The organism is Kribbella qitaiheensis (assembly GCF_014217565.1).
GTDB classification, from domain to species: Bacteria; Actinomycetota; Actinomycetes; order Propionibacteriales; family Kribbellaceae; genus Kribbella; species Kribbella qitaiheensis_A.
In genome coordinates, this window is record NZ_CP043661.1 from 4,677,811 (window position 1) to 4,701,646 (window position 23,836).

Annotated in this window: 27 protein-coding genes, 1 tRNA gene and 1 pseudogene; 14 read left to right on the top strand and 15 right to left on the bottom strand. The window is 64.6% G+C overall.

What is annotated here, in order from left to right; all coding sequences use genetic code 11:
• Positions 1 to 115 precede the first annotated feature (115 nt).
• Positions 116 to 1,255, top strand: a complete 1,140-nt coding sequence (locus F1D05_RS22100; protein WP_185442067.1) for a hypothetical protein — start codon at positions 116 to 118, stop codon at positions 1,253 to 1,255.
• A gap of 414 nt (positions 1,256 to 1,669) precedes the next feature.
• On the opposite strand, the gene F1D05_RS22105 is transcribed toward F1D05_RS22100, so the two are convergent.
• Positions 1,670 to 2,944, bottom strand: a complete 1,275-nt coding sequence (locus F1D05_RS22105; RefSeq protein WP_185442068.1) for a GTP pyrophosphokinase — start codon at positions 2,942 to 2,944, stop codon at positions 1,670 to 1,672.
• Between the two features lie 425 nt (positions 2,945 to 3,369).
• Positions 3,370 to 3,492: a hypothetical protein gene (locus F1D05_RS42075; protein WP_281388709.1), complete on the bottom strand. Its 123-nt coding sequence runs from the start codon at positions 3,490 to 3,492 to the stop codon at positions 3,370 to 3,372.
• A 474-nt stretch (positions 3,493 to 3,966) separates the two neighbouring features.
• Between F1D05_RS42075 and F1D05_RS22110 the strand changes: the two genes are divergently transcribed.
• Both F1D05_RS22110 and folK read left to right on the top strand, forming a co-directional pair.
• The gene (locus F1D05_RS22110; RefSeq protein WP_185442070.1) at positions 3,967 to 5,217 is read left to right on the top strand and encodes a helix-turn-helix domain-containing protein; all 1,251 of its coding nucleotides are present in this window, start codon (positions 3,967 to 3,969) and stop codon (positions 5,215 to 5,217) included.
• Positions 5,214 to 5,744, top strand: coding sequence for a 2-amino-4-hydroxy-6-hydroxymethyldihydropteridine diphosphokinase (gene folK / locus F1D05_RS22115; protein ID WP_185442072.1), 531 nt, complete (start codon positions 5,214 to 5,216; stop codon positions 5,742 to 5,744). Before F1D05_RS22110 ends, folK begins: the two co-directional genes overlap by 4 nt.
• A gap of 201 nt (positions 5,745 to 5,945) precedes the next feature.
• On the opposite strand, the gene F1D05_RS22120 is transcribed toward folK, so the two are convergent.
• From F1D05_RS22120 to F1D05_RS43085, 3 genes are all read right to left on the bottom strand, one after another.
• Complete coding sequence (locus tag F1D05_RS22120) at positions 5,946 to 6,599, bottom strand: hypothetical protein (protein WP_185442074.1); 654 nt, start codon at positions 6,597 to 6,599, stop codon at positions 5,946 to 5,948.
• Between the two features lie 142 nt (positions 6,600 to 6,741).
• Complete coding sequence (locus tag F1D05_RS22125; RefSeq protein WP_185442076.1) at positions 6,742 to 7,293, bottom strand: hypothetical protein; 552 nt, start codon at positions 7,291 to 7,293, stop codon at positions 6,742 to 6,744.
• A gap of 9 nt (positions 7,294 to 7,302) precedes the next feature.
• Positions 7,303 to 7,623 carry a NucA/NucB deoxyribonuclease domain-containing protein gene (locus tag F1D05_RS43085; protein WP_185442078.1) on the bottom strand — a complete coding sequence of 107 codons (321 nt, stop codon included), beginning with the start codon at positions 7,621 to 7,623 and terminating at the stop codon, positions 7,303 to 7,305.
• 50 nt (positions 7,624 to 7,673) lie between these two features.
• On the opposite strand from F1D05_RS43085, the pseudogene F1D05_RS22135 reads away from it, so the two are divergent.
• The 4 genes and pseudogenes from F1D05_RS22135 to F1D05_RS22150 all read left to right on the top strand — a co-directional run bounded on the left by F1D05_RS22135 (position 7,674) and on the right by F1D05_RS22150 (position 10,917).
• A pseudogene (locus tag F1D05_RS22135) lies at positions 7,674 to 9,313 on the top strand (replication initiator).
• Between the two features lie 17 nt (positions 9,314 to 9,330).
• On the top strand, positions 9,331 to 9,516 hold the full coding sequence (locus F1D05_RS22140) for a helix-turn-helix domain-containing protein (protein ID WP_185442080.1): 186 nt from the start codon (positions 9,331 to 9,333) through the stop codon (positions 9,514 to 9,516).
• Positions 9,516 to 10,343, top strand: a complete 828-nt coding sequence (locus F1D05_RS22145; protein WP_185442081.1) for an N-terminal phage integrase SAM-like domain-containing protein — start codon at positions 9,516 to 9,518, stop codon at positions 10,341 to 10,343. Before F1D05_RS22140 ends, F1D05_RS22145 begins: the two co-directional genes overlap by 1 nt.
• A 25-nt stretch (positions 10,344 to 10,368) precedes the next feature.
• On the top strand, positions 10,369 to 10,917 hold the full coding sequence (locus F1D05_RS22150) for a site-specific integrase (RefSeq protein ID WP_185449859.1): 549 nt from the start codon (positions 10,369 to 10,371) through the stop codon (positions 10,915 to 10,917).
• Positions 10,918 to 11,035: 118 nt separating this feature from the next.
• Here the strand turns inward: F1D05_RS22150 and F1D05_RS22155 are convergent.
• Positions 11,036 to 11,108: transfer RNA gene (locus tag F1D05_RS22155), tRNA-Arg, on the bottom strand.
• A gap of 202 nt (positions 11,109 to 11,310) precedes the next feature.
• Here F1D05_RS22155 and F1D05_RS22160 point away from each other — a divergent pair.
• Positions 11,311 to 11,865, top strand: a complete 555-nt coding sequence (locus F1D05_RS22160) for a hypothetical protein (protein ID WP_185442083.1) — start codon at positions 11,311 to 11,313, stop codon at positions 11,863 to 11,865.
• A gap of 385 nt (positions 11,866 to 12,250) precedes the next feature.
• Here the strand turns inward: F1D05_RS22160 and F1D05_RS22165 are convergent, their stop codons facing one another.
• Complete coding sequence (locus tag F1D05_RS22165) at positions 12,251 to 12,709, bottom strand: cupin domain-containing protein (RefSeq protein ID WP_185442085.1); 459 nt, start codon at positions 12,707 to 12,709, stop codon at positions 12,251 to 12,253.
• A 136-nt stretch (positions 12,710 to 12,845) separates the two neighbouring features.
• On the opposite strand from F1D05_RS22165, the gene F1D05_RS22170 reads away from it, so the two are divergent.
• Together F1D05_RS22170 and F1D05_RS22175 are read left to right on the top strand one after the other, a co-directional pair.
• Entirely contained in the window at positions 12,846 to 13,430 is a 585-nt protein-coding gene (locus F1D05_RS22170; RefSeq protein WP_246485858.1) for a hypothetical protein, read from the top strand.
• Positions 13,427 to 14,650: a hypothetical protein gene (locus F1D05_RS22175; protein WP_185442088.1), complete on the top strand. Its 1,224-nt coding sequence runs from the start codon at positions 13,427 to 13,429 to the stop codon at positions 14,648 to 14,650. The genes F1D05_RS22170 and F1D05_RS22175 overlap by 4 nt, the downstream gene beginning before the upstream one ends.
• Before the next feature lie 15 nt (positions 14,651 to 14,665).
• Here F1D05_RS22175 and F1D05_RS42080 read toward each other — a convergent pair whose 3' ends face one another.
• A complete protein-coding gene (locus F1D05_RS42080; protein WP_281388712.1) occupies positions 14,666 to 14,797 on the bottom strand; it encodes a hypothetical protein in 132 nt (43 codons plus the stop codon).
• 82 nt (positions 14,798 to 14,879) lie between these two features.
• On the opposite strand from F1D05_RS42080, the gene fgd reads away from it, so the two are divergent.
• Positions 14,880 to 15,884, top strand: a complete 1,005-nt coding sequence (gene fgd, locus F1D05_RS22180) for a glucose-6-phosphate dehydrogenase (coenzyme-F420) (protein ID WP_185442090.1) — start codon at positions 14,880 to 14,882, stop codon at positions 15,882 to 15,884.
• 166 nt (positions 15,885 to 16,050) lie between these two features.
• Here the strand turns inward: fgd and F1D05_RS22185 are convergent, their stop codons facing one another.
• Complete coding sequence (locus tag F1D05_RS22185) at positions 16,051 to 16,578, bottom strand: methylated-DNA--[protein]-cysteine S-methyltransferase (RefSeq protein ID WP_246485859.1); 528 nt, start codon at positions 16,576 to 16,578, stop codon at positions 16,051 to 16,053.
• Between the two features lie 61 nt (positions 16,579 to 16,639).
• Here F1D05_RS22185 and F1D05_RS22190 point away from each other — a divergent pair, with 61 nt between their 5' ends.
• Entirely contained in the window at positions 16,640 to 17,194 is a 555-nt protein-coding gene (locus F1D05_RS22190; RefSeq protein ID WP_185442092.1) for an MOSC domain-containing protein, read from the top strand.
• Here F1D05_RS22190 and F1D05_RS40640 read toward each other — a convergent pair.
• Entirely contained in the window at positions 17,191 to 17,892 is a 702-nt protein-coding gene (locus F1D05_RS40640; RefSeq protein ID WP_246485860.1) for a GNAT family N-acetyltransferase, read from the bottom strand. The two genes, F1D05_RS22190 and F1D05_RS40640, sit on opposite strands and share 4 nt — an antisense overlap.
• A gap of 134 nt (positions 17,893 to 18,026) precedes the next feature.
• On the opposite strand from F1D05_RS40640, the gene F1D05_RS22200 reads away from it, so the two are divergent.
• Positions 18,027 to 18,794 carry an SDR family NAD(P)-dependent oxidoreductase gene (locus F1D05_RS22200; protein WP_185442093.1) on the top strand — a complete coding sequence of 256 codons (768 nt, stop codon included), beginning with the start codon at positions 18,027 to 18,029 and terminating at the stop codon, positions 18,792 to 18,794.
• Positions 18,795 to 18,812: 18 nt separating this feature from the next.
• Here the strand turns inward: F1D05_RS22200 and F1D05_RS22205 are convergent, their stop codons facing one another.
• From F1D05_RS22205 to F1D05_RS22220, 4 genes are all read right to left on the bottom strand, one after another.
• Entirely contained in the window at positions 18,813 to 19,418 is a 606-nt protein-coding gene (locus tag F1D05_RS22205; protein ID WP_185442095.1) for a hypothetical protein, read from the bottom strand.
• A gap of 678 nt (positions 19,419 to 20,096) precedes the next feature.
• The gene (locus tag F1D05_RS22210) at positions 20,097 to 20,330 is read right to left on the bottom strand and encodes a DUF664 domain-containing protein (RefSeq protein ID WP_281388987.1); all 234 of its coding nucleotides are present in this window, start codon (positions 20,328 to 20,330) and stop codon (positions 20,097 to 20,099) included.
• Positions 20,331 to 20,396: 66 nt separating this feature from the next.
• Complete coding sequence (locus F1D05_RS22215; RefSeq protein WP_185442096.1) at positions 20,397 to 21,002, bottom strand: FMN reductase; 606 nt, start codon at positions 21,000 to 21,002, stop codon at positions 20,397 to 20,399.
• On the bottom strand, positions 21,002 to 22,132 hold the full coding sequence (locus F1D05_RS22220; RefSeq protein WP_185442098.1) for an LLM class flavin-dependent oxidoreductase: 1,131 nt from the start codon (positions 22,130 to 22,132) through the stop codon (positions 21,002 to 21,004). The genes F1D05_RS22215 and F1D05_RS22220 overlap by 1 nt, the downstream gene beginning before the upstream one ends.
• A 529-nt stretch (positions 22,133 to 22,661) precedes the next feature.
• Here F1D05_RS22220 and F1D05_RS22225 point away from each other — a divergent pair.
• Positions 22,662 to 22,952 carry a hypothetical protein gene (locus F1D05_RS22225; RefSeq protein WP_185442100.1) on the top strand — a complete coding sequence of 97 codons (291 nt, stop codon included), beginning with the start codon at positions 22,662 to 22,664 and terminating at the stop codon, positions 22,950 to 22,952.
• A gap of 4 nt (positions 22,953 to 22,956) precedes the next feature.
• Here the strand turns inward: F1D05_RS22225 and F1D05_RS22230 are convergent, their stop codons facing one another.
• Positions 22,957 to 23,832, bottom strand: a complete 876-nt coding sequence (locus F1D05_RS22230) for an aldo/keto reductase (RefSeq protein WP_185442102.1) — start codon at positions 23,830 to 23,832, stop codon at positions 22,957 to 22,959.
• Between the last annotated feature and the right edge of the window lie 4 nt (positions 23,833 to 23,836).

The following is a 23,836-nucleotide window of genomic DNA, read 5'->3' on the forward strand; positions in this document are numbered from 1 at the left end:
GACCGCTCAAAGAACTACCAGATCGGTATGCACTCGCCCTTCACAATCCGGTCACTCTCAGTAGACTCATAGCGGGCCTGGGGGGCCAGAGCGCGCATCTAATTGTGGGGGAATAATGTCTGAAATTGAAGTTGCCCAAGATGATTCCAAGCTTGGCGCGGGACTTACATGCTTCGTGATTAGTCCTATCGGTAGCAAATTCCTCCCTCTCGGAACAGAGTCGAGAACGACCTACGAAAATTCGGTCGTCATGTGGGAACAAGTTTTCGAGGCGGCTTGCAATCAGTTTGGCCTCACACCGACACGCTCCGACAAGATTGCAGAGCCCGGAGAGATAACCGAGCAGATTTTCAAGCTGCTTCGAGACGCTGACATAGTTATTGCGGATGTTACGGGCGGGAATCCCAATGTGATGTACGAATTGGGGGTTCGGCACACCAGAGACAAAGTGACAGTCCAGCTCGGCGAGCATGGGCGCCTTCCCTTCGACATCAACACGATCCGAACGATTCAGTTCCAACGCACAGAGGCTGGCCTCATTGAGGCCAGAAACAACCTCATTGACACTCTGAGAGACGGCCTAGCCGGCAACTATTCGCCTGTAACTGCGACGCGTGTATGGAACAAGCTCGCGCCCGAGCCGGGAGAACCTGCATCGTATGGTCCGGAATCTGCCGCGTTGGACCCAAACTCCTCAGAGGTTGAGCCGGATGTCCCTGGGTTCATTGATGTGCTGGCCGAGGGCGAAGAGGGGACGACGGATATCGGCGTGCGCCTGGACGCGGCCGCGAAACTCATTGAGATCATTGGCGAAGTTGTCTCTAGTGCAGCAGCTGATCTGAACGCGCCAGATCAACAAGCCAAGGGGTTTGCACATCGGCTTCAGGTCGCTCGCAAGCTCGCACAGGATCTCGATCAGCCGGCGTCTGACCTAGAGATTGAAATCAATGGGTTCGCAACGAGCATTAACTCAGTCGATGCCGCCACCCAGTACATACTCGGCGTTCTCGCCGAGGACCCCGAGCAGCTTGAAGGCTCCCGCGAATATCTCACAGCTATCACGGGCCTAGCGGATGTGGCAGAGGGAACGACGGCGGCGGTAACAGAAATGATGCACAACTCGCGGGATCTTCAGAAAGTAGCCAAGGATCTCAAGCAGGTCGGTAACAAGATTTCTGGTGCCCTTAGTCAGTACCTCCGCGGTGTCGCAATTATCGTCAGCTGGAGAGCGAAGGTTCAGGAGCTGCCTAGCTGACCGCTCGAACGCCACATCTGCCCCGTCCCCCTGATAGCTGCCACCCCAGGGCAGGGCGTCGTGGGTCAAGAGTCGGCTTGCCGATCCCGCAGGGACGTGAAGCGCTCTTGATGCGCGGCGGTCTGACCGGACAATCGAGCGGCCAGGGGGACGAGGCCAAACCGCCGGCCAGTACTTGGCGCACGGAGATGAGCCGGACCGGCAGCCGCGGAAGACCGCTTGAGAATCCGGTACGCCGTTTGGCCTGTCGGCGGGGGTGAGGGCGTCGGCCCGCAGGTCGTAAGCCCGGCTCCCGCCGCTTGCGGCGCGCCTTGATTCTTAAGAGGTCAACTCGGCAGCCGCCATCTGGACTCTGCTTGATGACACACCACAGCCAGACGCTTCTCTGGTCATAGAGCCGCGCATTCGGAACCACTAGTGGATCTGGAACTCATTGATGAGTTGCCGGAGGAAGTTTACCGCCCAGGTGAGTCGACCCATGGGTACGTCGAGGGCAGTGCCGTGATTGTCTTGGGGACCATGCACCAACCGGTTTCGCATGTCCTGGAGCATGCGCAGGTTTCTGAACGTCTCGTCGTCAATCACGTCGTGCTCTAGGGCTGCCTTCACGGTGCTTGCGAGTGGCCTTCGACGCTCGCTGGGAACGCGGACAGCCAGCGCCTGCTCAAACTCAGCCCAGGTCCGGATGAACTGCTCGAAGGCGACGGCGTGCTCATTGCTCTCGTAGAACGTTTCGGGCTGATTCCTACCGGACGGGTGACGCGCTGCTGACGTGGCGCGGCGATAGGCCTCGTATTTGTCTAAATCTCCGGAGAGCATGAGGTCACTTAGCTGTTCCGCCACAGGCCGTTGTTCGAAGTCGTTATCGAGCTGTTCAAGATATGGCGCGATGGCCTTTGCTCGGGCAAGGTCCTGTTCCGAAAGAAACTCAAAGAGGATATCGACTCGGCCAAGCGCTGCGTCGGTGAGGTGGTGCCCGATGATTGAGCGTTGACTGCGAAGAAACTCGGCGAGCTCAAAATGGTCACGGAATGGAGTCTCCGCCTCTGCAACACGTCGGTCACCAGCAAGTTGCAGTTGCTCAAGGGCGATCTCTCCAGCGAGGACCAAGCCGTTGAGTTGATCTAAAAGTGCATACTCAGCGGACGAGAGTTCGCCATCCAGCGGCTTGTACACGAGGTCGTGCTCTACCTCGGACCAAGCATGCATGAGGACGGAGGCCACCTGTATCTCGATGAGAGCAGTGCTATAACGAATCTCTTGCTCAGGCAGCACCCCTTCGGGAATCCGGACACGAAAGTGACGTGCGGCATACCCTGAGAAACGATCTTCCTCACGGCGAGGAGGCGAATCTCGCGGAAATTTCTTCTCCCCCTCCACGTTGAATAGGGATCGGATCAGTTGTTCAGCCTCTTCCGTCTGTCCCGGGAAGTACAGCGCTACTCGTACGCCTGCGAGGTCGACAACATCCTTGGTAATTTCCTCGACAGTCCTGTAGTGCTTCTTTTTGTTGCGCTGGCGAACTTTTTCTGCCAACCGGTCTACCGACTTCGCCCTGCTAGTCGCGATCGCGCGAAGACCTGAACTGTTCATACCGGCCTCTAGCATCAACCGGGCTCTTTGCGCGGCGCCCTCCCAGTAGTCAAACTGGCGTTCATAAGCGGCAAGATATTCCTCAATGACGCTCATCTGACTCCTACATCCGGCGCGGCCTCAGCGTTCAGTGGAGTCTAGAAGGAATCAGGGCAACGATGCCCCTCGCCGCACCAACTCGTTGCGATATGAGCGCAGTCAAGGCTTCGGCGGAACGACCCGACTTCTCGCGTTCTGGATCCACGACACCAAGTCACCAGGCTGACCACCACATGTCATGTCTACACGGATCCCACCACGCCAACGGGCAACGTGTTTGAAAGGTCGCGACCCCCGGCCGGCGAGAAGACCGACCGAGGGTCGCTGGCGGGGCAGGTCCCCAGCCCGTGAGGTGGTGGGCTGTTGAGGAGTGGGACCTCCTCCCGCCGGAGAACGGCTCACTCGGGGTCCGAAGCCGTGAGCCGTTCAGTTGGAAGACAGAGCGAGCGCGGGCGCAGGGACCGGCACGCTCGCTCCGTCGATCAGGGGGCGGGGTTCATGAAGAGCACCTTCCCGCCGATGTGGTGCTCTAGGTGGGCCTTCATCACGACCGGATTGCCCAGTGCAGCTAGGTGGACCACGCTCGGCACGATCACTGTCTTCACGCCGTCTCTCCAGACGTTCTGGACCATCTCCCCGAATGCGGGCCGGCGCCGTCTCCGGCTCCTCTACGAAGGTCATGAGGAGGATGAAGCCGCGGGCGGTGGCGAACTCTGCGATGTCACTTTTCAGCCTGGGTAGCGCGGAGTCCGTGGGGAGCGTCTGCGCGCTGACATAGGCGACCGCGAGCGGCTTCGGGAAGGCGTCGATCATCAGTCGTCCCGGTAGTTGCGGGCGATGTCGCGGACCATGCACACCGCCAGTACGGCGGTGATGCAGATGACTGCCCACATCTCAGGGATCACGCGGTCTCGCTCCGTCGGTTGGCGATTTGGAGCTGGATGAACCAGCACCTGTAGCGTTGCGCGACGGTGACCGAGAGAGAACAGTTGCCACGTTGCGTGACTGTTGAGCGACACTGTCAACGGTCGAACACAGCACGTAGCCTTGACTTGCGGGACGGTGAGGAGACGGCATGGGTGACGGTTCGTTCGCGGCGGTACTGCGCGTTGCGGCTGTCGCGCGGCATGTCGCTTCGGGAACTTGGTCGTCAGATCACCTACGACTACAGCCACCTGTCGCGGATCGAGAGCGGCAAGTCCGTCCCGAGCGCGGGCGTGGCCGAGAAGGTAGATGACCTTTTCGGCGCTGAGGGATACCTGACTCGGCTGGCGTCCGCGGAGCGCGCTGCCCTGGAGCTGCACTCGCGGAACTCGGAGGAACGTGACGACGTGGACAGAAGAAGCTTCCTAGGCGCCGCCACCGGCGTAGCTGCATCCGCCGGCCTGGACGGACTCGAAAACGTCAGGCGCGTCCTGGCGGACGGCCACATGCGAGGACCCGAAGAATGGGAATCCATCGTCCGCGACTACGGCCACCTCTACCACGTTGCCGCTCCCTCGGTCATGCTGCCTGCGATCTCCGCAGACCTCGCACTGCTGGGCAAGCAAATCAACGTGCCGTGCGACGCGAACGCTCAGCGCCAGCTGTCTCGGACGGCTGCACATCTATGCGCCTTGATGGCTCAGGTCCTCGCGAACTCCGGCGACCTGGTGGCGGCTCCTCGCTGGTGGAGAACTGCCCGCCAGACCGCCGACGCATCCGGCTCGAAACAGGTTCAGGTGTGGGTACGCGGGCGTGATGCAATGCGCGCACTCTACGAACGGCGATCCCTTCCGGATGCCCTCAGGTCAGCACGTGAGGCTGTGCAGATCTCCTTGCCAGGAACGGTTGAGCGCGCCTGCGCACTTGCTGCGTACGCCGAGGTGGCCGGCCGACTTCACTTGCAGCCTCAGGCTGTCTCCGCCCTACATCAACTCGCAGATGTCCAAGCTGCCCTACCTCGCGACGTAGTCCGCGAAGAGGCCTCCCAGTTCGGCTGGCCGGAGTCGCGGACGACCTTCACTGAGCTGTACGTCTATACATTCCTGGGCGATGCCAAGAACGCTCTTCGCGTTGCTGACGCTGCACTTGCCGGACTGCCCCCAGAGCTAACCCGCCGGCGCGGCCAAGTTGAGTTGCAACGCGCCACCGCGATAGTCCAAGACGGCTCCGTAGACGAGGGCGTGCAGCATGCCTTCAGTGTTCTAGCGGGGCTCCCGAAAGAGCAGCGGATCAATGTGGTGACCGACCTAGCCTGGGACACGTACAGGGCGGTTCCCGCGGTCGATCAGATCAAGCCTGCGGCTCGCGAGTTTCGCCAGTTCCTACAGATGGAGACGACGGCATGACCCGTGCAGTACTCGCCTTGGGGTCGAACCTGGGAGACCAGGAAGCCAACTTACGCAAGGCGCTCGACGGGCTTGCCGAGCACCTGGTGAAGGTGTCCGGGAGTTACTGGACGCCGCCATGGGGAGATCCCGACCAACCTGAGTACCTGAACGCCGTGGTCCTGGTAGACGGCGACGAGATCTCTGCGGATGGCTGGCTCGAGCTAGCACATGAACTCGAGGAGGCCGGCGGACGAGTCCGGGACCCCGAACGTCAATTCGGCCCGCGGACTCTCGACGTTGACGTAATCGCGGTCTGGGATGGCAACGAACAGATTGTCCAGAACAATCCAGACTTGACCCTGCCGCACGCCCGAGCGCACTTACGCGCCTTCGTCCTAGTGCCCCTTTCAGAGATCGCGCCGGATGTCGTTCTGGCGGGTCACGGATCGATCGCTGAGTTGCTAAAGACCGAGGCGGTTTCCGCGGATGTTCCCACCGTTAGATCAGGCGGCTCACTCGAAGGCCCCACGCTCACTGACCAATGATCGCAGACTGATCCTTTGCCTATACGTCGCGCTGGACTTGGAGGCAGGCACGGTGGTCCAGCTCAGCCCAAGTAGGCTAGCTGGATCTGCGCCGTGCCTCCAAGTCCACCGCAGTGCATTTCGGGTGATATTGACGTTCACGAGACCCTCAGTCAGCGAATTAGCTACCTCGCCACTTGCAGAGCCAGCGTCAAATCCTGATTAGTTGGTCTCGGTTGGGCTGATGAAGCCAAATATGTATTGCTGGTCGTAAATTACAGCACGGTATTGGCGTTTCCCCGGCCAACTGTAGTTGTAGCGGAACTGGCCTTGCGAATCTGTCGTGAAACTCTTCAACACAGTCCAGGTCGTCCCGCCGACAGGTCGATATTGGAATGATCCCGCTGCGCCACCCCAGGGGATGTAGTCATTGGGGGTAATGGCGTATCGAATGCCGTGAACCCAAAGCCCGATCGTGCCACTCGATGGCGGGTACGTGACCAGATCCACGAATGAGTCCATGCGTACATCGGTTTTCGGAGTGTTCTGAGCAAGAGAAACACTTGTCAGTCGAGGCTGAGTCGCACTGGCATGGCCAGGAGTCGGGGTTGCGGCAGCGTTGCTCGCCTTCTGCAGGGTTGCGTCGCCAGATCCTAATGCTCCAACGGGCTGCCATGTCCAGATGGCCAAAGGCGCGCCATTAAATATGTGGAGAGTTTCGGCGTGACCGAAGCGGAAGAAGGTTTTGTATGCAAGAACGCCGTCGGGTCGCCTTGCTTCCCATCGTGCTTCGGTCACCCCGGCCGTTAGGCAGTCGCTACCGGCAGGCATCGGAATCCCGACGTATGGTGAATGAATAGCGATCTTCGTCGGCATGGTAAGGGTGCACGTATTCGCAACAACAGTGCTGGTTGACGTGTCAGAAGTACTGCCTTGGCTTCCCAGGTGGACTACATATGCACTTCCGATCGCTAGTGAAAGAAGTGGTATGAGTAGCTTGGGCCGCAGTCTCAGGATCTTAGTTACCAAGGTCGTCTGCCTCTTCTTCGAGATTGATCCATGACATTGATTGCTCGTTGAGTTGGATACGATAATCTGGACTGTTGCCGCGTAGTCCATCAATCGTCGCTTGCAGCAGTCCTTCAAGCGAAGGCGGAAAAGTATAGAAATCGTAGAGAGCAGGTGGCGCATCAAAGAAGATCTTGTAGAGTTCATTGGTGCCATCACCGGGCGCAGCTAGGTAACAGCCGCCTGGATCAACCGCAAACGGTATGAGTGGGAGAGGCCCCAACAGATTCGACATTTCTCGCCATTGCTCGTAGCGTTCGATCGCAATTTCGACCGGGAGCGGATACCACTCGGCGATGAAGGAGAAGCGGTGAAGACCTCGAACTTCAGTCCCGTCATGAATGGCGTACATCTCCCGCAAGTTCGCCGGAAGTGGCGCATCGACGCTTCTGCTCCAGCGGTCGAGGTCGTTGAGTGACGCACCGTGCCGCAGGCTCGATAGTACGTCTGGCCTCGTCGCCAACTCAGCCTCGGCTTGGCTCCAGAAGATATCAGCTCTCATGGCCTGATCCTATTCGCCGTAGGCGACCACATAGAAGGGGTCATCTTCGAGAATCCGATCGTCCACATACCAATTGCCTCGTTGGGCACCTTCGGACGAGTTCTGGCTCGCGTCAACTGCCTCGACCGAGTAGTCGTTCTCGGGTTCATTGAAGCTTCCCTGGTACGTTGATGCGAAAGGATACTCGTCGCATGACTCGTCAGAAGGAATTGGCTTAATCCATTTCCGACATTGATATGTGGCGCGGTCGCGCTGAGCGTTGGTCAACTGGCTATCTGTCGTTCGGTTCAATAAGTTTGGGATGATCTTGTTAGCACCGACGTGGATCAAGCCATGAGCGGGGTTCTCGACGGGCCCTCAGCCACCTGGGGGCTAGCGGCATGAGCCTCACCACACCGAAGAGCAGCCTTGACCGGTTCCCGTTGGACGTCGTCCGGGACCTGGCCGTGAGTAACGGCGTGTGCGTGCGCCCGATCCTCAACAGGGTGTTCGACACCGAGACCGGCACCGACCGAGTAGTCGGGGTGTCGTGTGGTTCCACGCTGGTCAGCAAGTGCCCTCCCTGCGCCGACGCGAACCGGCGCCTCCGCATGCAGCAATGCCGCGACGGCTGGCACCGCGACGCCGAACGCGAAAACCTCAACGACGACCAGGCCGAAGACGGGCCCACCGAAGACGACGAGGACGGCGAAGACCAGACCCGGCGTACCCGCTCCACCCGGCGCAGGCAAGACGCGGCCGACCTGCCCAAGGTCACGATGGACAACCGCACCATCGGATCAGCGTTCACCGCTCCCAACGGCAAGACCTACCGGCCGTCGATGGTCATCACCCTGACTCTCGGCTCGTATGGCGCAACCCACCGCCTCCCGCACCGCGTACCGGGAAAGGGCCTGGCCCCGTGCGACTGCGGGGTCTTTCACGGCCAAGCTCCCCGTTCCTCTCCACTCCGGTCGACCCTCAGACATACGACTACCGCCGAGCTGCGCTCGACGCGCTGCACTTCCCGAAGCTGGTCGACCGGTTCATGCAGAACCTACGGCGATGCGCCGGCTACAAGGCCCAGTACTTCGCAGTGGTCGAGCCACAGAAGCGACTCGCGCCGCACCTGCACGCCGCAGTACGTGGCACCGTCGCCCGCGATGTTGTCCGCCAGGTCGCCAAAGCCACCTATCACCAGGTCTGGTGGCCGAGCCACAGAAGACCCGTCTACGGCTCCAACCTGGACGCGGGCCTCCCAATCTGGGACGAACTGTCCGAAGCCTTCGTAGACGCCACGACGGGCGCCGTACTTCCGAGCTGGGACGCCGCACTCGATGACCTCGGTGCCGATCCCGCCGTCAAGCCCGCGCACGTCGTCCGCTTTGGCTCGCAGGTCGACTACCAAGGGATCGTCGCGGACTCAGAGGCCAAGGTAGGCAAGGCCATCGGCTACCTGACCAAGTACCTCGGCAAGTCCATCGGAGAGACCTACGGCGCCGACTCAGCCGACATTCACCCGGCCCAGCTCGCGCACCTCAACAGACTTCACGCTCACGTACAGGTCTTGCCCTGCTCGCCGGCCTGCGCCAACTGGGTCCTTTACGGGATCTCGCCGAAGGACGCCTCGGCGAGCACGACTCCCGGCCGGTGCCAGTCCAAGGCGCACGACCGGGCACACCTCGGCCTTGGCGGTCGTCGTGTCCTGGTCTCTCGGCAGTGGACCGGCAAGACCCTGACCGAGCATCGCGCCGACCGGGCCGAGGTGGTCCGCCAGACCCTCGCCGCTGCCGGGGTCGAGATGGATGACCAAAACGAACTCTCCACCCACAACGACGACGCCGAAAGTCCGCGGTTCATCTGGCAACCGATCCGACCCGGCGACGAAGACGTACCCACGCACAAAGAAGTCATGGCGCACGCCATCACGAGGCGCATCCGCTGGCGCACGCAGTACGAGGACGCCAAACAACGAGCCAGACCACCGAATGAAACCCGTTCGGCAACTGATGACGACAGATCCGCCGCAACAGCGGCCTAGCTGGCGAGGAGCCAACCATGCAAGACGATTCGCGTTTGCTGAAGGTCGAAGAAGCGGCGGAAGTCCTGAACGTGTCCCGCTGGACCGTCTACCGATTGATCAAAGAGAAGGACTTGACCAGTGTGAAGGTCCGCAACGGCCGGCGGGTGCCGGTCGAATCCATCCGCGCGTATATCGCCGGTCTCATTGAGGACGCCGCCTGATGACCACGGTTGCATTCCTCGCCCCGGACGAGCCCGAAGAACCTCGCAAGCCCAAGACGAAGCCCAAGGCCACGAAGGCCGCGACGCCCAAGACCCAGAAGGGTAAGCGCAACGTCAACGGCGAGGGCAACATTCGCGAGCGCTCAAACGGTCTGTATGAGGGTCGGGCCTACGTCATCACCACGGATGGCCGCGAGGTGCGTAAGAGCGTCTACGGCAAGTCGTGGGATGAGGTCCATCAGAAGCTGACCAAAATGCAGGCTGACACCATGTCGGGCAAGCGCGTGGCGTCCAGCTCGCAGACCGTGGCCGAGTACCTGGATTACTGGCTGGAGGAGCACGCACGGCATCGGGTCCGCGATACGACGTTCGTTAGCTACAAGTGGCTCATTACGAAGTACCTCGTACCGCTGTTCGGCAAGAAGAAGCTCACCACCCTTCGGCCGAACGACGTACGACGCGGCCTGTTCCAGCTTCAACAGGTCTGCCAGTGCTGTGCCCAGGGCAAGGACAAGGCTCGGGAGGAGCGCGCCGAGGTCGAGCGGGAGAAGCGGGCAGGGCCGGCCACCCCGGAAGAACGCCAAGGTCATCAACGGCGCAAAGTGCTGCGCTCTGGTCCCGCAGGTCTGCTGTCGGTCGACGGTCTCGGACGGAACTGTCAGATATCTGCACCGTCTGCTCAGGGCGGCTCTCCAAGACGCCGTATCCGAAGACGAGATCCGGACGGAGAACATCGCCAAGAAGCTCCGGCTCAACCACAAGTACCGGCCGAAGTTCAAAGCGTGGAGCCGCGCCGAGGCAACCAAGTTCCTGGAGGCCATCCGTGAAGACCGGCTCTACGCCCTGTACGCCGTGGCGCTGTCGCTCGGCCTCCGTCGCGGTGAAGCCCTCGGCCTGCGCTGGTCGGACGTCGACCTGGACAACGGACTGATCCGGGTCAACCAGGCTCTCCACCGGGTCGACGGCGCGCTCAAGCTCGGGGACGTCAAGACGGACGGGAGTACCCGCCTGATCGCCGTACCGAAACCGCTCGTATCCGCGCTGCGGGTTCACCGGGCCACTCAGGCTCAAGAGCGGACGAACGCGGGCAAGTCATGGCAGGACGGCGGCTTTGTGTTCTCGACCATGATCGGAACCCCGATCGAGCCGCGGAACATGAACCGCCACTTTGACCGGCTCTGCGAGAAGTCCGGCGTACGGCGTATCCGGTTCCACGATCTCCGCCACTCGTGCGCCTCGCTGCTCTACAGCCAGGGCGTGCCGCTGGAGAACATCCAAGACGTGCTCGGGCACAGCTCCCCGACCGTCACCAAGGTCATCTATGTCGACGTGGCCGAGGACGTCACGCGGGACGCCGTCGACAAGCTCGACTTCCTGTTCGGGGAGCAGAAGGAAGAGTGACGTTGGGGTACGCGTGGGGGTACGGAAGGGTGGCCGAGCAGTCGGGCCGCCCTTCTGCCATGTCCCGGGAAACACAAAAGCCCAGGTCATCCACCTGAATGACTTGGGCTAAGTGCGGCGCGCTCGGAGGGATTCGAACCCCCAACCTTCTGATCCGTAGTCAGATGCTCTATCCGTTGAGCTACGAGCGCCGGACAACGTCGAAAACGATACACGGCTGGACGGAGTTGGTGGTAATCGGGGGCTGGAGGGGTAGGTGAGGCGCCTGGGTGGGTGGGGGGCTGCGTGGTGAGGGGCCGCGGGTGGCGGGTGGCGGCTAGGGGCGGGGTGGCGTGCGGCGCGTCTTGGGGGAGTTGGGGGTGGGGGCGGGTGAGGGGGCAATAGCATCCGGGGATGGGACTTGAGGATTTGCTGGGTGGGCGGGATCTGGGGGATGTGAAGAAGGCGGTCGGGTTCGTGATGGAGAACTCGGACGACTTCGAGAAGGTGCTGAAGCTGGTTCGGGGGTTGCCGGACGATGCGCTGGGGTTCATCGGGCGGTTGCCGGATCTGATGAAGGCGCTCGGGTCGGGGCTGGCGGAGGCGGGTGAGCAGGCGGCTAAGGCGGCTAACGCGCTGGTCGGGGATGACGGCGAGGGTGGTGCGCGGCGGGCATTGAGCGGGAGCGCCGACACCATGAACGCGGCCAAGGACAAGCTGAAGGATGCCGCGGGGATGCTGGCGGGGCTCGCGGGTGATCTGGACAAGATCCCGGGGATCGGGAACGCGGCGGCCAAGCGGCTGAACGACGGGAGCGGGCAGATCGGCGGCGTCGCGACCGAGATCGAGAGCCTGGCGAGCAATCTGAGTGACCTGTCCGGGATTCTCTCGAGCGTCGGCGAAGCCCTCTCCGGCCTCGGTGAGAAGCTCACCGAATCCGGCGGCTCGGTCAAAACCCTGATGAGCTGACCTCGTCAGCTCGCCGAGCGGGTGAGCTCGGGTACGCCAGGCGGGTGGCCTTCCAGAGCACCTCGAAGGGCTGAGTCCGCGCAGGCGGACGGCTCGCCAGCGGACCGTACGCCGGGTGCCGGCCACCAGCTCATCACGACCGCACAGCCCGCAGTGGGTGCATACCGGAGTACCGGCTGCGCAAGGTGGAACCAATCGCCTGGCCTGCTGAAGGCGGCTGCGGTGAGCCCGGCGGCCCCGTCCGCAGTAGCTCGCCGAAGTGGGTCGACCCGGGGCCGCCGAGCGGGCTGGGCTCGGGTGCGCCGAGCAGGCTTGGGCTCTCCGGAGTCTGCACTTCCGTAGTACAGGGGTCTCGTGGTTCAGGGCGCCCCGCACTGCGGGTGGGCTACGGCCAGGGGGTGGTTTGTTGTTTGGCGCGGAGTTCGTTCAGTAGGGCTGGGGTGATGGGGGTGCCGGCGGCTGCTTCGGTGGCTATTTCTCGGAAGTAGTTTTCGTAGCCGGCGGGGGTGAAGATCGTGGTGAGGGTCGCTGGGGCTGTGGTGGCGTTGCGGTAGCCGTGGGGGCGGCCTCGGGGGACTGAGACTGAGCCGCCGGCGGACATGGTGAGTACGCCGTCGGCGGTGTCGAAGGTGACTTCGCCGGAGGTGACGAGGAAGTACTCCTCGTGGGCGTGGTGGATGTGCGGCGCGGCGCCGAGGGCTCCGGGGGCGAGGATCGACTCCACGACCGAGAGCGCGCCGCCGGTCTGGTCGCCGGAGATGCGGACGGTGAAGACGCCGAACGGCAGGTCCAGTACTTCGCCGTCGCCGGGCGCGCCGGGGACGATATCGGGGAAGGCGGTCACCCGGGCAGCATAAACAGGCGCGCCGGATCTCGAAGGGCAAGTCGCCGGAACCGGATCCTGGTTGTTCTCGTCCAAGCCCGCGTGCTGGGGATGCCGAGTGGGCAGGTAGGACCTTCGGATGGCTAAGGTTCCGACCGTGGCTAGTCGACTGGTGCGGAGAACTGCGATCGCCGCCGGGATCGCGTTGGTCGCCGGGCTCGGCCTCGGGTTCGCGGCGGGGAAGCCGGTCGACCCGACGGACATCCTCCCGGCGCGACAGTTGCCCGCGGATCTGTGCGCCCGCCTCGGCGACGTCTCGAGTCTGTTGCCCAAGGCATCCAATGGCGCCGCGCCCAAGCTGGTGAAGACCGGCAGTACGGCGATCCGCTGCTCGGTCAAGGCGGACGAGGCGGCGCAGACGACCTACAGTTCGGCGACGCTCGAGGTCCTCATCACGCCGTACGGCGGGAAGGACGCGGGTGCCGGGAATCCGCCGCTGAAGCCCGACCAGGTCGCCCGCCAGACGTTCGACCGGCGCGCGATGAAGCCCGACCCGGACCGGAGTACGGCGAAGCTGGAGACGCGCAGCGGCGCCGGCGGTGAGAGTTGGACCGCAACAGTGGTGGAGGTGCATGCCGACGTGATCGTCCAGGTCGACTACACCGCCCAGCCGATCGCGCAAGCCGCCGCCAAGTCCGCTGCCCTGGTGATCGCGGACCGGGCGATCTGGGAGTCGCAGTGAACAACCCGCCGCAGATCCAGGGGTACCAGTTCGACCAGCGGTTGCTGGTGCATCCACTCGCGGAGATCTGGCGCGGCCGTTCCTTCACCGGGATGGAGGTCGTCGCGCTGGTCCTCAGTACTGCGGGCGCGGCCGACCCGCAGGTCCGCGAGCGGCTCGGGAACTCCAGCCGTAGCGCAGCACTGTCGCCAGGGCGGCAGGAGACCCCGCTGTGGGCGGCGAACCTCAACAGCGACCATCCGTACGCGATCACTCAGCTGATCCCGGGACAGTCCGGCGCGGAACGCCTGCTCGACCCGCTGGACGGCCTGCTCGGCAACGACGAGCAGTCGCTGGACGCGGTCCGCAGCCAGCTCTCCCAGTACGGCGGCACACCACCCGAGCAGACCCACACGGCTCCAGAGCTCCCGTCGTACGGAGCACAAGATGCGGAACAACCCGCGGCCGAGCGCTCCGTAGTACAGGACACTGCGGCAGCGGTGCAGCCGGTCGGCAAGGTCGAGCTGGCTCGGGAGTACAGCCGCAAGCTCGGTTCCTGGGTCTATGTGGTCGTCGTGCTAATTGTGCTGATCGCGTTCACCATCACGTACTCCGTCGGTGCCGCCGTCGGCAGCGCGGTCAAGAAAGAGGCGGCCGCGCCGATCTCCGATCCGGTGAAGCCCGCGGCACTTCCCACTTCGGTGCTGCTCCCAGGGGTCAGCAAGGTCACCACAGCCGCCTACATACGCACAGGCGGCCCTGGTTTGGTCGGCCAGACCTACCCAAGCGGCACTGACGTCCAGGTGATCAAGAACCTCGACCTACCCTTCGCGTTCGGCTGGCCTCGGCCGCCGTCGGTACGGGAGTTGGGCGAGTCGAGTACGACACTCTACCGGCAGGTGCAGACCGTTGGATCGGTCGTCAATCCCACCAAGTCTTCTTCCGCCCTGATCGCGAAGATCGCGGTCCGGCAGTGCCGGGATCTGGCCGGTTGTCTGGGGGTCCGGACCGCGTTCGACGAGGACTGGACGAAGGCGTTCAGGGCGCCGGCGCCGCGAACCGCCAAGGACGCGCGCACCTGGTACTCGGTGTCGAACACCGACCCGTACACGCTGGTGATGACGCGGGCGTACAGCGACGCCGGCCGTTGGTGGCTGGTCGGCGTGGCAGTCAGCGCAGTTCCGGAAGAGGTGCCGTCGGCGCAGGGGGTCTTCAACGACATCTGGCGCCAGACCAACTGAGCGGTCGAGCGACAACTACGAGTCCTCGTCGAGTTGCCTGCGTTCCTTGCGTTCGGCCCGCAGTACGTCGGACACCCGCTCGTGGTCGGCGTCGGAGGCCCGCAGCTCATGGAGCCAAGGGTAGGCAGGAACAGGTCTTCCGGACACCGTCGTAGTGTTCGAGGAGAGCGCAAGGAACATCGACGGGTCCGGCCGGGTTGGTCCGAAGAACGACTAGTTGGGAGCACAGGTGAGCATTCGCATCGGGTACAAGGCGTCGGCGGAGCAGTTCGGGCCGCGGGATCTCGTCGAGTACGCGGTCCGGGCCGAGGAGCTCGGACTCGACAGCGTGACGGTGTCGGACCACTTCCTGCCCTGGCGGCACAACGGCGGGCACGCGCCGTTCGCGCTGGCGTGGATGGCGGCGGTCGGCGAGCGCACCGAGCGGGTGCTGATCGGTACTTCGGTGCTGACGCCCACGTTCCGCTACAACCCCGCCGTGATCGCGCAGGCGTTCGCCACGATGGGCGTGCTGTACCCGGGCCGGGTGATGCTCGGAGTCGGCAGCGGCGAGGCGCTGAACGAGATCGCGGTCTCCGGCCGCGAGTGGCCCGAGTTCAAGGAGCGGTTCGCCCGGCTCCGTGAAGCTGTCGACCTGATCCGCGACCTGTGGACCAAGGAGGGCGTCAGCTCCGACGGCCCGTACTACAAGACCGTCGACGCCTCGATCTACGACCGCCCCGAAACCCCTGTCCAGGTGTATGTCGCCGCAGGCGGTCCGCTGGTCGCGAAGTACGCCGGACGCGTCGGCGACGGGTTCATCGCGACGTCGGGCAAGGGCATGGACCTCTACACCGAGAAGCTGATCCCTGCCGTGAAGGAGGGCGCGGAGAAGGCCGGCCGCGCGTTCGAGGACGTGGACAGGATGCTCGAGGTGAAGCTCTCGTACGACCGGGATCCGGCGCTCGCGCTGGAGAACACCCGGTTCTGGGCGCCGTTGTCGCTCACGCCCGAGCAGAAGCACAGCGTCGACAGCGCGACCGAGATGGAACGCCTCGCCGACGAGCTCCCGATCGAGCAGGTCGCCAAGCGCTGGATCGTCGCCTCGGATCCCGAGGAGGTGCTGGCACAGCTCCAGCCGTACCTCGATGCCGGCTTCAACCACTTGGTCGTCCACGGCCCCGGTCACGACCAGGAGCGGTTCCTCACCCAGTTCACCTCGGACGTCGTACCGCTGCTCCGTAAGCTTGGATAGTTTCCTGAATAAATATGTAATGTATTGCAATAAATGCAGAGGCGTTCCTAAGGTCTGAGAGTGACGACTGCCGCTCTGATGTACCGCGCCCGGCCGGTCGCGGATGTGGTGGACTTCGACGGCTGGGTGGCCCGCCACTGTGGCGGGCGGCCCGCAGTACGGGATGTCAGAACAGACGCTCGGCCTTGAGCACTGCCGGCTCCTCGAGGTCGAGGAGGAACTGCTTGCGCTTGAGACCACCGGCGTACCCGGTGAGCTTGCCGTCCTTCCCGACGACGCGGTGACACGGCACGACGATCGACAGCGGGTTGTGGCCGACTGCCTGGCCGACGCGCTGGGCGAGTGCCTTGTCACCTAGCCGCTCCGCGAGTTCGCCGTACGTCGTGGTCTCGCCGAACGGGATCTCGTCGAGCATCGCCCACACCCGCTGCTGGAAATCGTCCCCGTGCAGCGCCAGCGGCAGGTCGAATCCGTCGCGCTCGCCGGCCAGGTATTGCACCAGCTGGCGAGCGGCCTCGGCGAGCAGCAGGTCGTCGGACAGCTCGACCTCCGCGCCGAGGGCAGCCTGTGCCGGCTTCACCCAGTGATGCGGGAAGTAGATCCCGGTCAGTGTGCCGTCCGACGCCACCAACGTGAGGTCACCCAGTTGCGTGGCCGCGATCGCGTGCCGGTTGTACATCTCGAACTCCTTCATCAGAACTGTGCTCTCCCGGATAGAACGCGGCGGAGGCGGGTTGTGTGAGTAGGCTCGAACGGTGGGCGTCCAGGAAGTACCGGTCGAGATCGTGGCGTTGGTCGTCTCGTCGGTGCACGCGTACGAGGGGCGGCCGAAGGATGGGCCGAGCCCGGATCCGGAGCCGGTCGCGCGCGAGCTGGTGACTGTCCGCGCGGGACTTGGGCTGGTCGGCGATCGGTACTACAACCAGCGGGCCCACCGCCGCGCTGCCGTCACTGTGTTCGACGCGGAGGCGCTGGATGACCTGGCCGCTGAGGTCGGGTTGCTGGAGGTGCCCGATCCGCTGCTGACCCGGCGCAACATCTCGCTGCGTGGGTTCCCGATCGATGAGCTGGCATCGCGGCGGAGGCCGGATGGTAGCCGGACTGTCGGTGCGATCTTCAGTTTGGACAGCGGCTCCGGCGCGATCCGATTCCAGGCGCATCGGCCGGCCAATCCGTGTGCGTGGATGGACGTCGCGCTGGCGCCGGGAGCCTTCAAGGGGCTGCGGGGACGAGGCGGGGTCCGCTGCGAACCGCTCGACGACGGTGAACTCCGGCTTGGTCCGGCTGTGCTCACGGTGCTCAGCGGCTAGGAGCCGCTAGGAGTTGGCTCAGCCGCTGGCCTCTCGGTGGAATGCAGTTTCCCGTCGCGGCCTGATGCGGGAGGATCGCCGGGATGGATATCGAAATCGTGCGGGACGACGACCCGCGGATCGCTTCGCTGGAGGCGGCCGGATATCGGGTAGTGGGCGAATCCTGGGCCGCGCGATTGCGGAACCCGGATCGCGAGCTGCTTGCTTCCGCAGTACTGCGTGCCTCGACCGCCGGCCTGGTCGTGCGCGAGCTCGATCCGTCGTACGCCGAAGCGTTGTTCGCACTGGAGTCGGCGAACGAGAAGGCCGCAGGAGGCCGGGTTGTTCAGCCGGTGACCCAGTTCGAGGCGGTAGAGACCGGCGTCGTGGTGGGCCCAGTCGACGAGGGCTCTCAACGCGTCCCGCGCGACGCCCTGGCTGCGGACGTCGGCGATGGTCCAGTACCAGGTCCAGCCGACCTGGTGCCGGTCGATGTTCGTCACCGCCACACACCCGACCGGGTGATCGTCGGCATCCGCGACGGCGTACACGTGCCCGTTGTCGAGGTCGGCGACCCGGCCGATCCAGTCGACCGCGGTCGCCCGGTCCCGGATCCCGCCCTGGGTCGCCATCTCCGGATCCTGGTGCGCCGTCGTCAACCGCAAGGCGTCAGCCACTCGCCACCGGCGGAGTTCCAGCGTCGACACGTCATACCCCATTCACCGAATCTACCGCCGCATCCCGTGCCGAAAACCCGCCTCCGGCGCGGCTCCACCGCCGAACCGAGGCCCCGCGTACGGCGTACGGCGTGCTTCTCCGGGCCTGCCCGCGACGGCTGCGGCAGGATGAGGGCATGGGTTTTCTCGACTTCACGGATCAGGTTGTTCTCGTCACTGGGGCGAGTAGTGGGATCGGTGCGGCGGCCGCGGTCGGGTTCGCCGAGGCGGGCGCGGTTGTCGCCTTGCATTACCACCACAACTCCGATGGCGCTCAGCACACACTCAACGCAGTCGGTACTGCGGGGGGCCGTGCCTCCGTTCACCAGGCTGACCTCGCAGCGCCGGAATCCGCGGCAGCGCTGGTCGACGAGGTGCTGGCGAAGTACGGGCGGATCGACGTACTGGTGAACAACGCCGGCGATCTGGTCAAGCGGTCGCCCGTCGTCGACGTACCGGATGAAGAGTTCCACCGGATCATGGACGTCAACCTGACCTCGGTGTTCGCGATGTCGCGGCGGATCGTGCCGGTGTTCCGCGGCCAGGGCGGCGGCGTGATCGTCAACGTCACCTCGATCGCGGGCAGGCACGGCGGCGGCGGCGGATCGGTCGTCTACGCGACCAGCAAGGGTGCCGTCAGCACCTTCACGCGCGGCCTCGCGAAGGAACTCGCCCCGGACGGCATCCGGGTGAACGCGATCTCGCCAGGCGTCATCAGCACCCCGTTCCACGACCGCCACACGGGCGAGCAGCAAATGACCGGCATGCTCACCACCATCCCGATGGGCCGCGCCGGCACCCCCCACGAATGCGTTGGCACCATCCTCTATCTAGCCTCCGACCGCATGAGCAGCTACGTCACCGGCCAGATAGTCGAAGTAAACGGCGGCCAACTAATGCCGTAGGCCCTCGGCCGGGCTTGGTCAGGGTGATGCGGCTGGGGTTCGGCAGGCGGTGTCCAGGGCGTCCGGCGACTTGTGGTGGCAGTCGGCGCAGGGATCGCCTGGCGGTACGCCGTACACGCCGCCTGGATGTTGTCGCCAGTCATGGGCGCAGTCGGGGCAGTTGCCGTAGAACCAGAACTGTCCCCAGGTCCGCTTCCGCCAGCGCCGGGTATGCCGGACCAGGATCCCGACGCCCACCAGGAGAGTGACGAGCCCGGCCGCACCCCACCCGATCTGCTCGCTCCGATCCGGCGGTACGCCGTTTTCGCGAGCGAGCAGATCCCTTCCGTCCACCCGGTACTGAACCCGGATCCGCCCACCCTTCTCCGGCTTCGGGTAGTCGAAGAAGTCCGTGATCGTGGTTCGGGCGACTCGCCCGTCCGGCAGTGAGACGTCGACTTCGAGGTACGGACCGCCCTTGGCGAAGCGCACGACGTCGGTGATCACCGCCGGCGCGCCCGGCGCACCCTCCAGCCGGCGATTGTCGTCGTAGTCGACGTAGGCGATCCCGAGAGCCAGTACTGCGAACAGCAGGCACCCGAACGCCCAACGCCGCACCAGCACCCAGTCCACCCAGCCCTTCATGGCACTAGTGTGCGTGGTCCTTCGCCGAGGGAGGATGAGGTTGTGGAGGACGAGCCGCACGATGACGTGGATGTCAGAGTCGCGCGGTCGCTGCGGCGCCCCTGGTGATTGCTACTCGCAGCGGTGGAGGGCGACGACGACCCAAGGGACTGGCTTGGGTGACTCCTCCGGAGGCAGCGAGAGCATCCAGTTCCGCATCCGCTCAGCATCGTGGTGCTGGTCGAACAGGCCGAGCTGGTTGATCCTGGCACCGAGTTCGCGTTGAGCTGTGCCGAGGTAGTCGTGGCAGTGCCAGGAGTGGAACTGCAGTAGTTCTTCGACTCCGACGACCTCGTACCCGAGCGCGGTTTGCCGCCGGTGGCATTGGCGACCGTTGGTTGAGCAGCGAGTAGGCGAGCTCGACCGCGTCCACGCTGAGGTTTTGGTCCTCTGTCAGCTGTGCAGCATCCTGTTCGCGGAGGCCGACCGCAACCAGGTCCAGGTTGCCGGACCAGCTCGCGCGGGCATCTTCGGCTTGCTGCCTGTCTGTGTACCAGTCGCTGAATTCAGGCTCTGGGACGCGATCCTGCATGCAGCTGCTGATGGTCAGGAACGGATCTGGCAAGGAGCCGCTCTGCCAGGTGTCCCGTTTCGTCGGCGCGGTGAGCACGTAACCACCGAGGAAGATGTCGTCAGGCATCAGGAGCCGGTGGTGCCGTCTGCTAGTTCTCGGAGGGCGTCCAGGTGGCCCAGGTGACGGGCAGTTTCCTCGAGTAGGTGGGAGACGATCCAGCGGAGGGAGACCAGTTCGAGGCCGGGTGGGGCAGAGGCTTCGAGTTGGTCGAGGTCGTGGGTGGCGGTGATCTCGCGGGACCGTCGCGCGTTGCCAGTCCAGCCAGCCGGACAGCATCGTCCGTTCGCCGGCGTCGCCAGGTGGTCGTTGTCGCGGGTTCACCTGGCGATCATCCATCACGCGGGTGGCGAGGTGCACCCGGGTTGTCAGCCGTTGAGGAGGTCCTCGAAGGAGACGGGGTTGGCGTACGGGTCGATCTGTACGGCGGGGCGGGAGTTGCTGATGGCATCGACCAGCTCGGTCGCCGCGCGTTCCACCCGAGCGCGAAGGGCCACAGCGTGCGGGCCCCAGTCGGACGAGGCCGCGTACACGCCGGTAGGGACCACAACGGCTTGTAAATAAGCGAAAAGCGGCCGCAGGGCGTAGTCGAGGACGAGTGAGTGCCGCTCGGTCCCGCCGGTCGCGCCGATCAGGACGGGCTTGCTGACCAGCGCATTGTCGTCGAGCACATCGAAGAACGTCTTGAACAGCCCGCTGTACGACGCGCTGAAGGTCGGCGTGACCGCGATCAGCGCATCAGCCCCGAGGACGAACTCCTGCACCTTGCCGAGTTCCTTCGACGGGAACCCGGTGAGCAGGTTGTTGGTCAGGTCTTGCGCAAGCTCGCGGAGCTCGAAAACCTTTACCTGGTAAGGCGTTCCGCGGCCGTTCAGGTTGTCCCGGACCGCGGCGGTCAACTGGTCGGCGAGCAGCCGGGTCGACGACGGGGTCGTCAGACCGGCGCTCACCACGGCGATGGTGCGTTCCGTCATTACTTGGTCTCCTCCACGCCGACGACCGCCGGGCTGACGGTCTCCAGAGTCTGGGCGCGCTCGGCGGCTGCCTTCAGGGAAGCATGGGTCGGCGCCTCGGGAACATGGGCCGGCCGCAACGAGTCGAATTCCTTACGCAGTACCGGGATGACCTCTTCGCCGAGGATGTCCATCTGCTCCAGCACCGTCTTCAACGGCAAGCCGGCGTGGTCCGCGATGAACAACTGACGCTGGTAGTCGCCGAACTTCTCCCGGAAGGTCAACGTCCGCTCGATGATCTCCTGCGGACTCCCGACCGCCAGCGGCGTCTGCTCCATCGTGTCTTCCATCGACGGGCCGCCACCGTAGATCGGCGAGTGGTCGAAGTACGGCCTGTACTCCGCTCGCGCGTTCTGCGAGTTCTTCCGCATGAAGACTTGGCCGCCGAGTCCGACGATCGCCTGATCCGCGGCCCCGTGGCCGTAGTGCTCGAAGCGCTGGCGGTAGTAGTTGACCAGCCGGGCCGTGTGGTCGGCCGGCCAGAAGATGTTGTTGTGGAAGAACCCGTCGCCGTAGTAGGCCGCCTGCTCGGCGATCTCCGGGCTGCGGATCGAGCCGTGCCAGACGAACGGCGGTACGTCGTCGAGCGGGCGCGGCGTCGAGGTGAAGCCTTCGAGCGGCGTACGGAACTTGCCTTCCCAGCTGACCGCGTCCTCGCGCCACAACCGGCGCAGCAAGGCGTAGTTCTCGACGGCGAGTGCGATGCCGTCCCGGATGTCCTTGCCGAACCACGGGTACACCGGGCCGGTGTTGCCGCGACCCATCATCAGGTCGACCCGGCCGTCGGCCAGGTGCTGCAGCATCGCGTAGTCCTCGGCGATCTTCACCGGGTCGTTGGTGGTGATCAGCGTGGTCGAGGTGGAGAGCAGGATCTTCGAGGTCTTGGCGGCGATGAAGGCGAGCAGGGTCGTCGGGGACGACGGCACGAACGGCGGGTTGTGGTGCTCGCCGGTCGCGAACACGTCGAGGCCGACCTCCTCCGCCTTCAGGGCGACCGTCACCATCTGCTGGATCCGTTCGGCCTCGGTCAGGGTCCGGCCACTGACCGGATCCGTGGTCACGTCGCCAACGGTGAACACACCGAACTGCATCTGCACTCCTCGATCGTCAGTAATTCACTATTAAACTATCTTGCTCTCCTCAACGCCAATCCCCGGCGAGTCATTCCAGTGTCTGCGACCGCGGAGCGAGCCGGGGTCTTGCCACTAGTACCATCCAGTGAAACTATGTCCCGCCACGCGGAACCCTCAACGCCCCGAGGAGTGCCGTTCATGACTGTGTCCCGTCGTCTCCTGCTCGGCGGCGCCGCCGCGATCCCCGCGGCCGCCGCCCTCTCGACGAGTTCCGCTAGCGCTGTTCCGGCAAGCCCTGCCGGAACTGTCGCAGCCAAGACTCACGACCTCTCCGAAGAACTACTCGACCAATGGGCCGACGCCGCCGGCGCTCACCCACTCATCCCGGACATCAGCCACGCCGGGTACGGCGGGGGAGAGCGCCCGCGCCGCCCGAGGACGATCGCTCGCGTCACCGACTTCGGCGCATGTCCCGGCAGCACGGAGGACGCCGCACCAGCCTTCACCGCAGCAGTCCAGTACGCCGGTACACACGGCGGCGGCACTGTTGTCGTACCCGCTACTCAAGGGATCCGGGCGCGACCGCACGATCCTGCACTTCACCACCCCGCTGGAGCAGAGCTACCGCCCGAATCTCCAGCCGAGTCTGCAGAGCTGCTGGTCCGCCACCTTGCAGTGGCCGGTGCGGATCGAGGCAGTGCTGGGGGATCGCCTGGTGAGGTTGGCCCAGCCGCTGCGCTACGACCTGCGCCGAGTTGGCCGTCGCCGACTCCGGGACATCGGCCTGACGCTGAGTCCGCAGCCTCCGAGGAAGCCATCTCGGCTTCCTCGAAGGTAGCTGATCAGGACGCGTCGAGGGTGGCGACCTGGTCGGCGGTCAGGGTGAGGTCGACCGCGGAGTAGGAGTCGCGGATGGTCTCCGGGCGGCTGGAGCCGGGGATCGGGATGACGACCGGCGACTTGGCGAGCATCCAGGCAAGGGTGAGCTTCTGCGGGCTCACGTCGAGCTCCGACGCGAGCTGGTGGAACGCCGGGTGCTTGCTACCCAGGTCGCTCGCCTTCGAGATGCCGCCGAGCGGCGACCAGGGCAGGAAGGCGATGCCGAGCTCGTCGCAGAGCTCCAGCTCCGGCTCGCTCGACCGGAAGGCCGGCGAGAACTGGTTCTGGACCGAGACGAGCCGGCCGCCGAGGATCTCGTTCGCCTGCCGGATCTGGTCCGGGTTCGCGTTCGAGATACCGGCCTGCTGGATCTTGCCCGCGTCGAGCAGGTCGCGGATCGCGCCGACGGACTCCTCGTACGGCGTCTTCGGGTCCGGCCGGTGGAACTGGTAGAGCCCGATCGCGTCCACGCCGAGCCGCTTGAGCGAGTCCTCGGCGGCCTGCTTCAGGTGCTTGGGGGAACCGTCCAGCGTCCACGCGCCGTCGCCCGGGCGGAGGTGGCCGCCCTTCGTCGCGACGAGTACGCCGGACGTGTCACCGCCGTACGAGCTGAGCGCCTTCGCGATCAGGGTCTCGTTGTGGCCGATGTCGGAGGAGTCCAGGTGGTACGCGTCGGCGGTGTCGATCAGCGTGATGCCGGCGTCGAGGGCCGCGTGGATGGTCGCGATCGACCGGCTCTCGTCGGGCCGGCCCTCGATCGACATCGGCATCCCGCCGAGCCCGATCGCGCTGACCTGGACGTCGCCGATCTTGCGGGTGGTGGAGGTATCAGTAGCCATACTT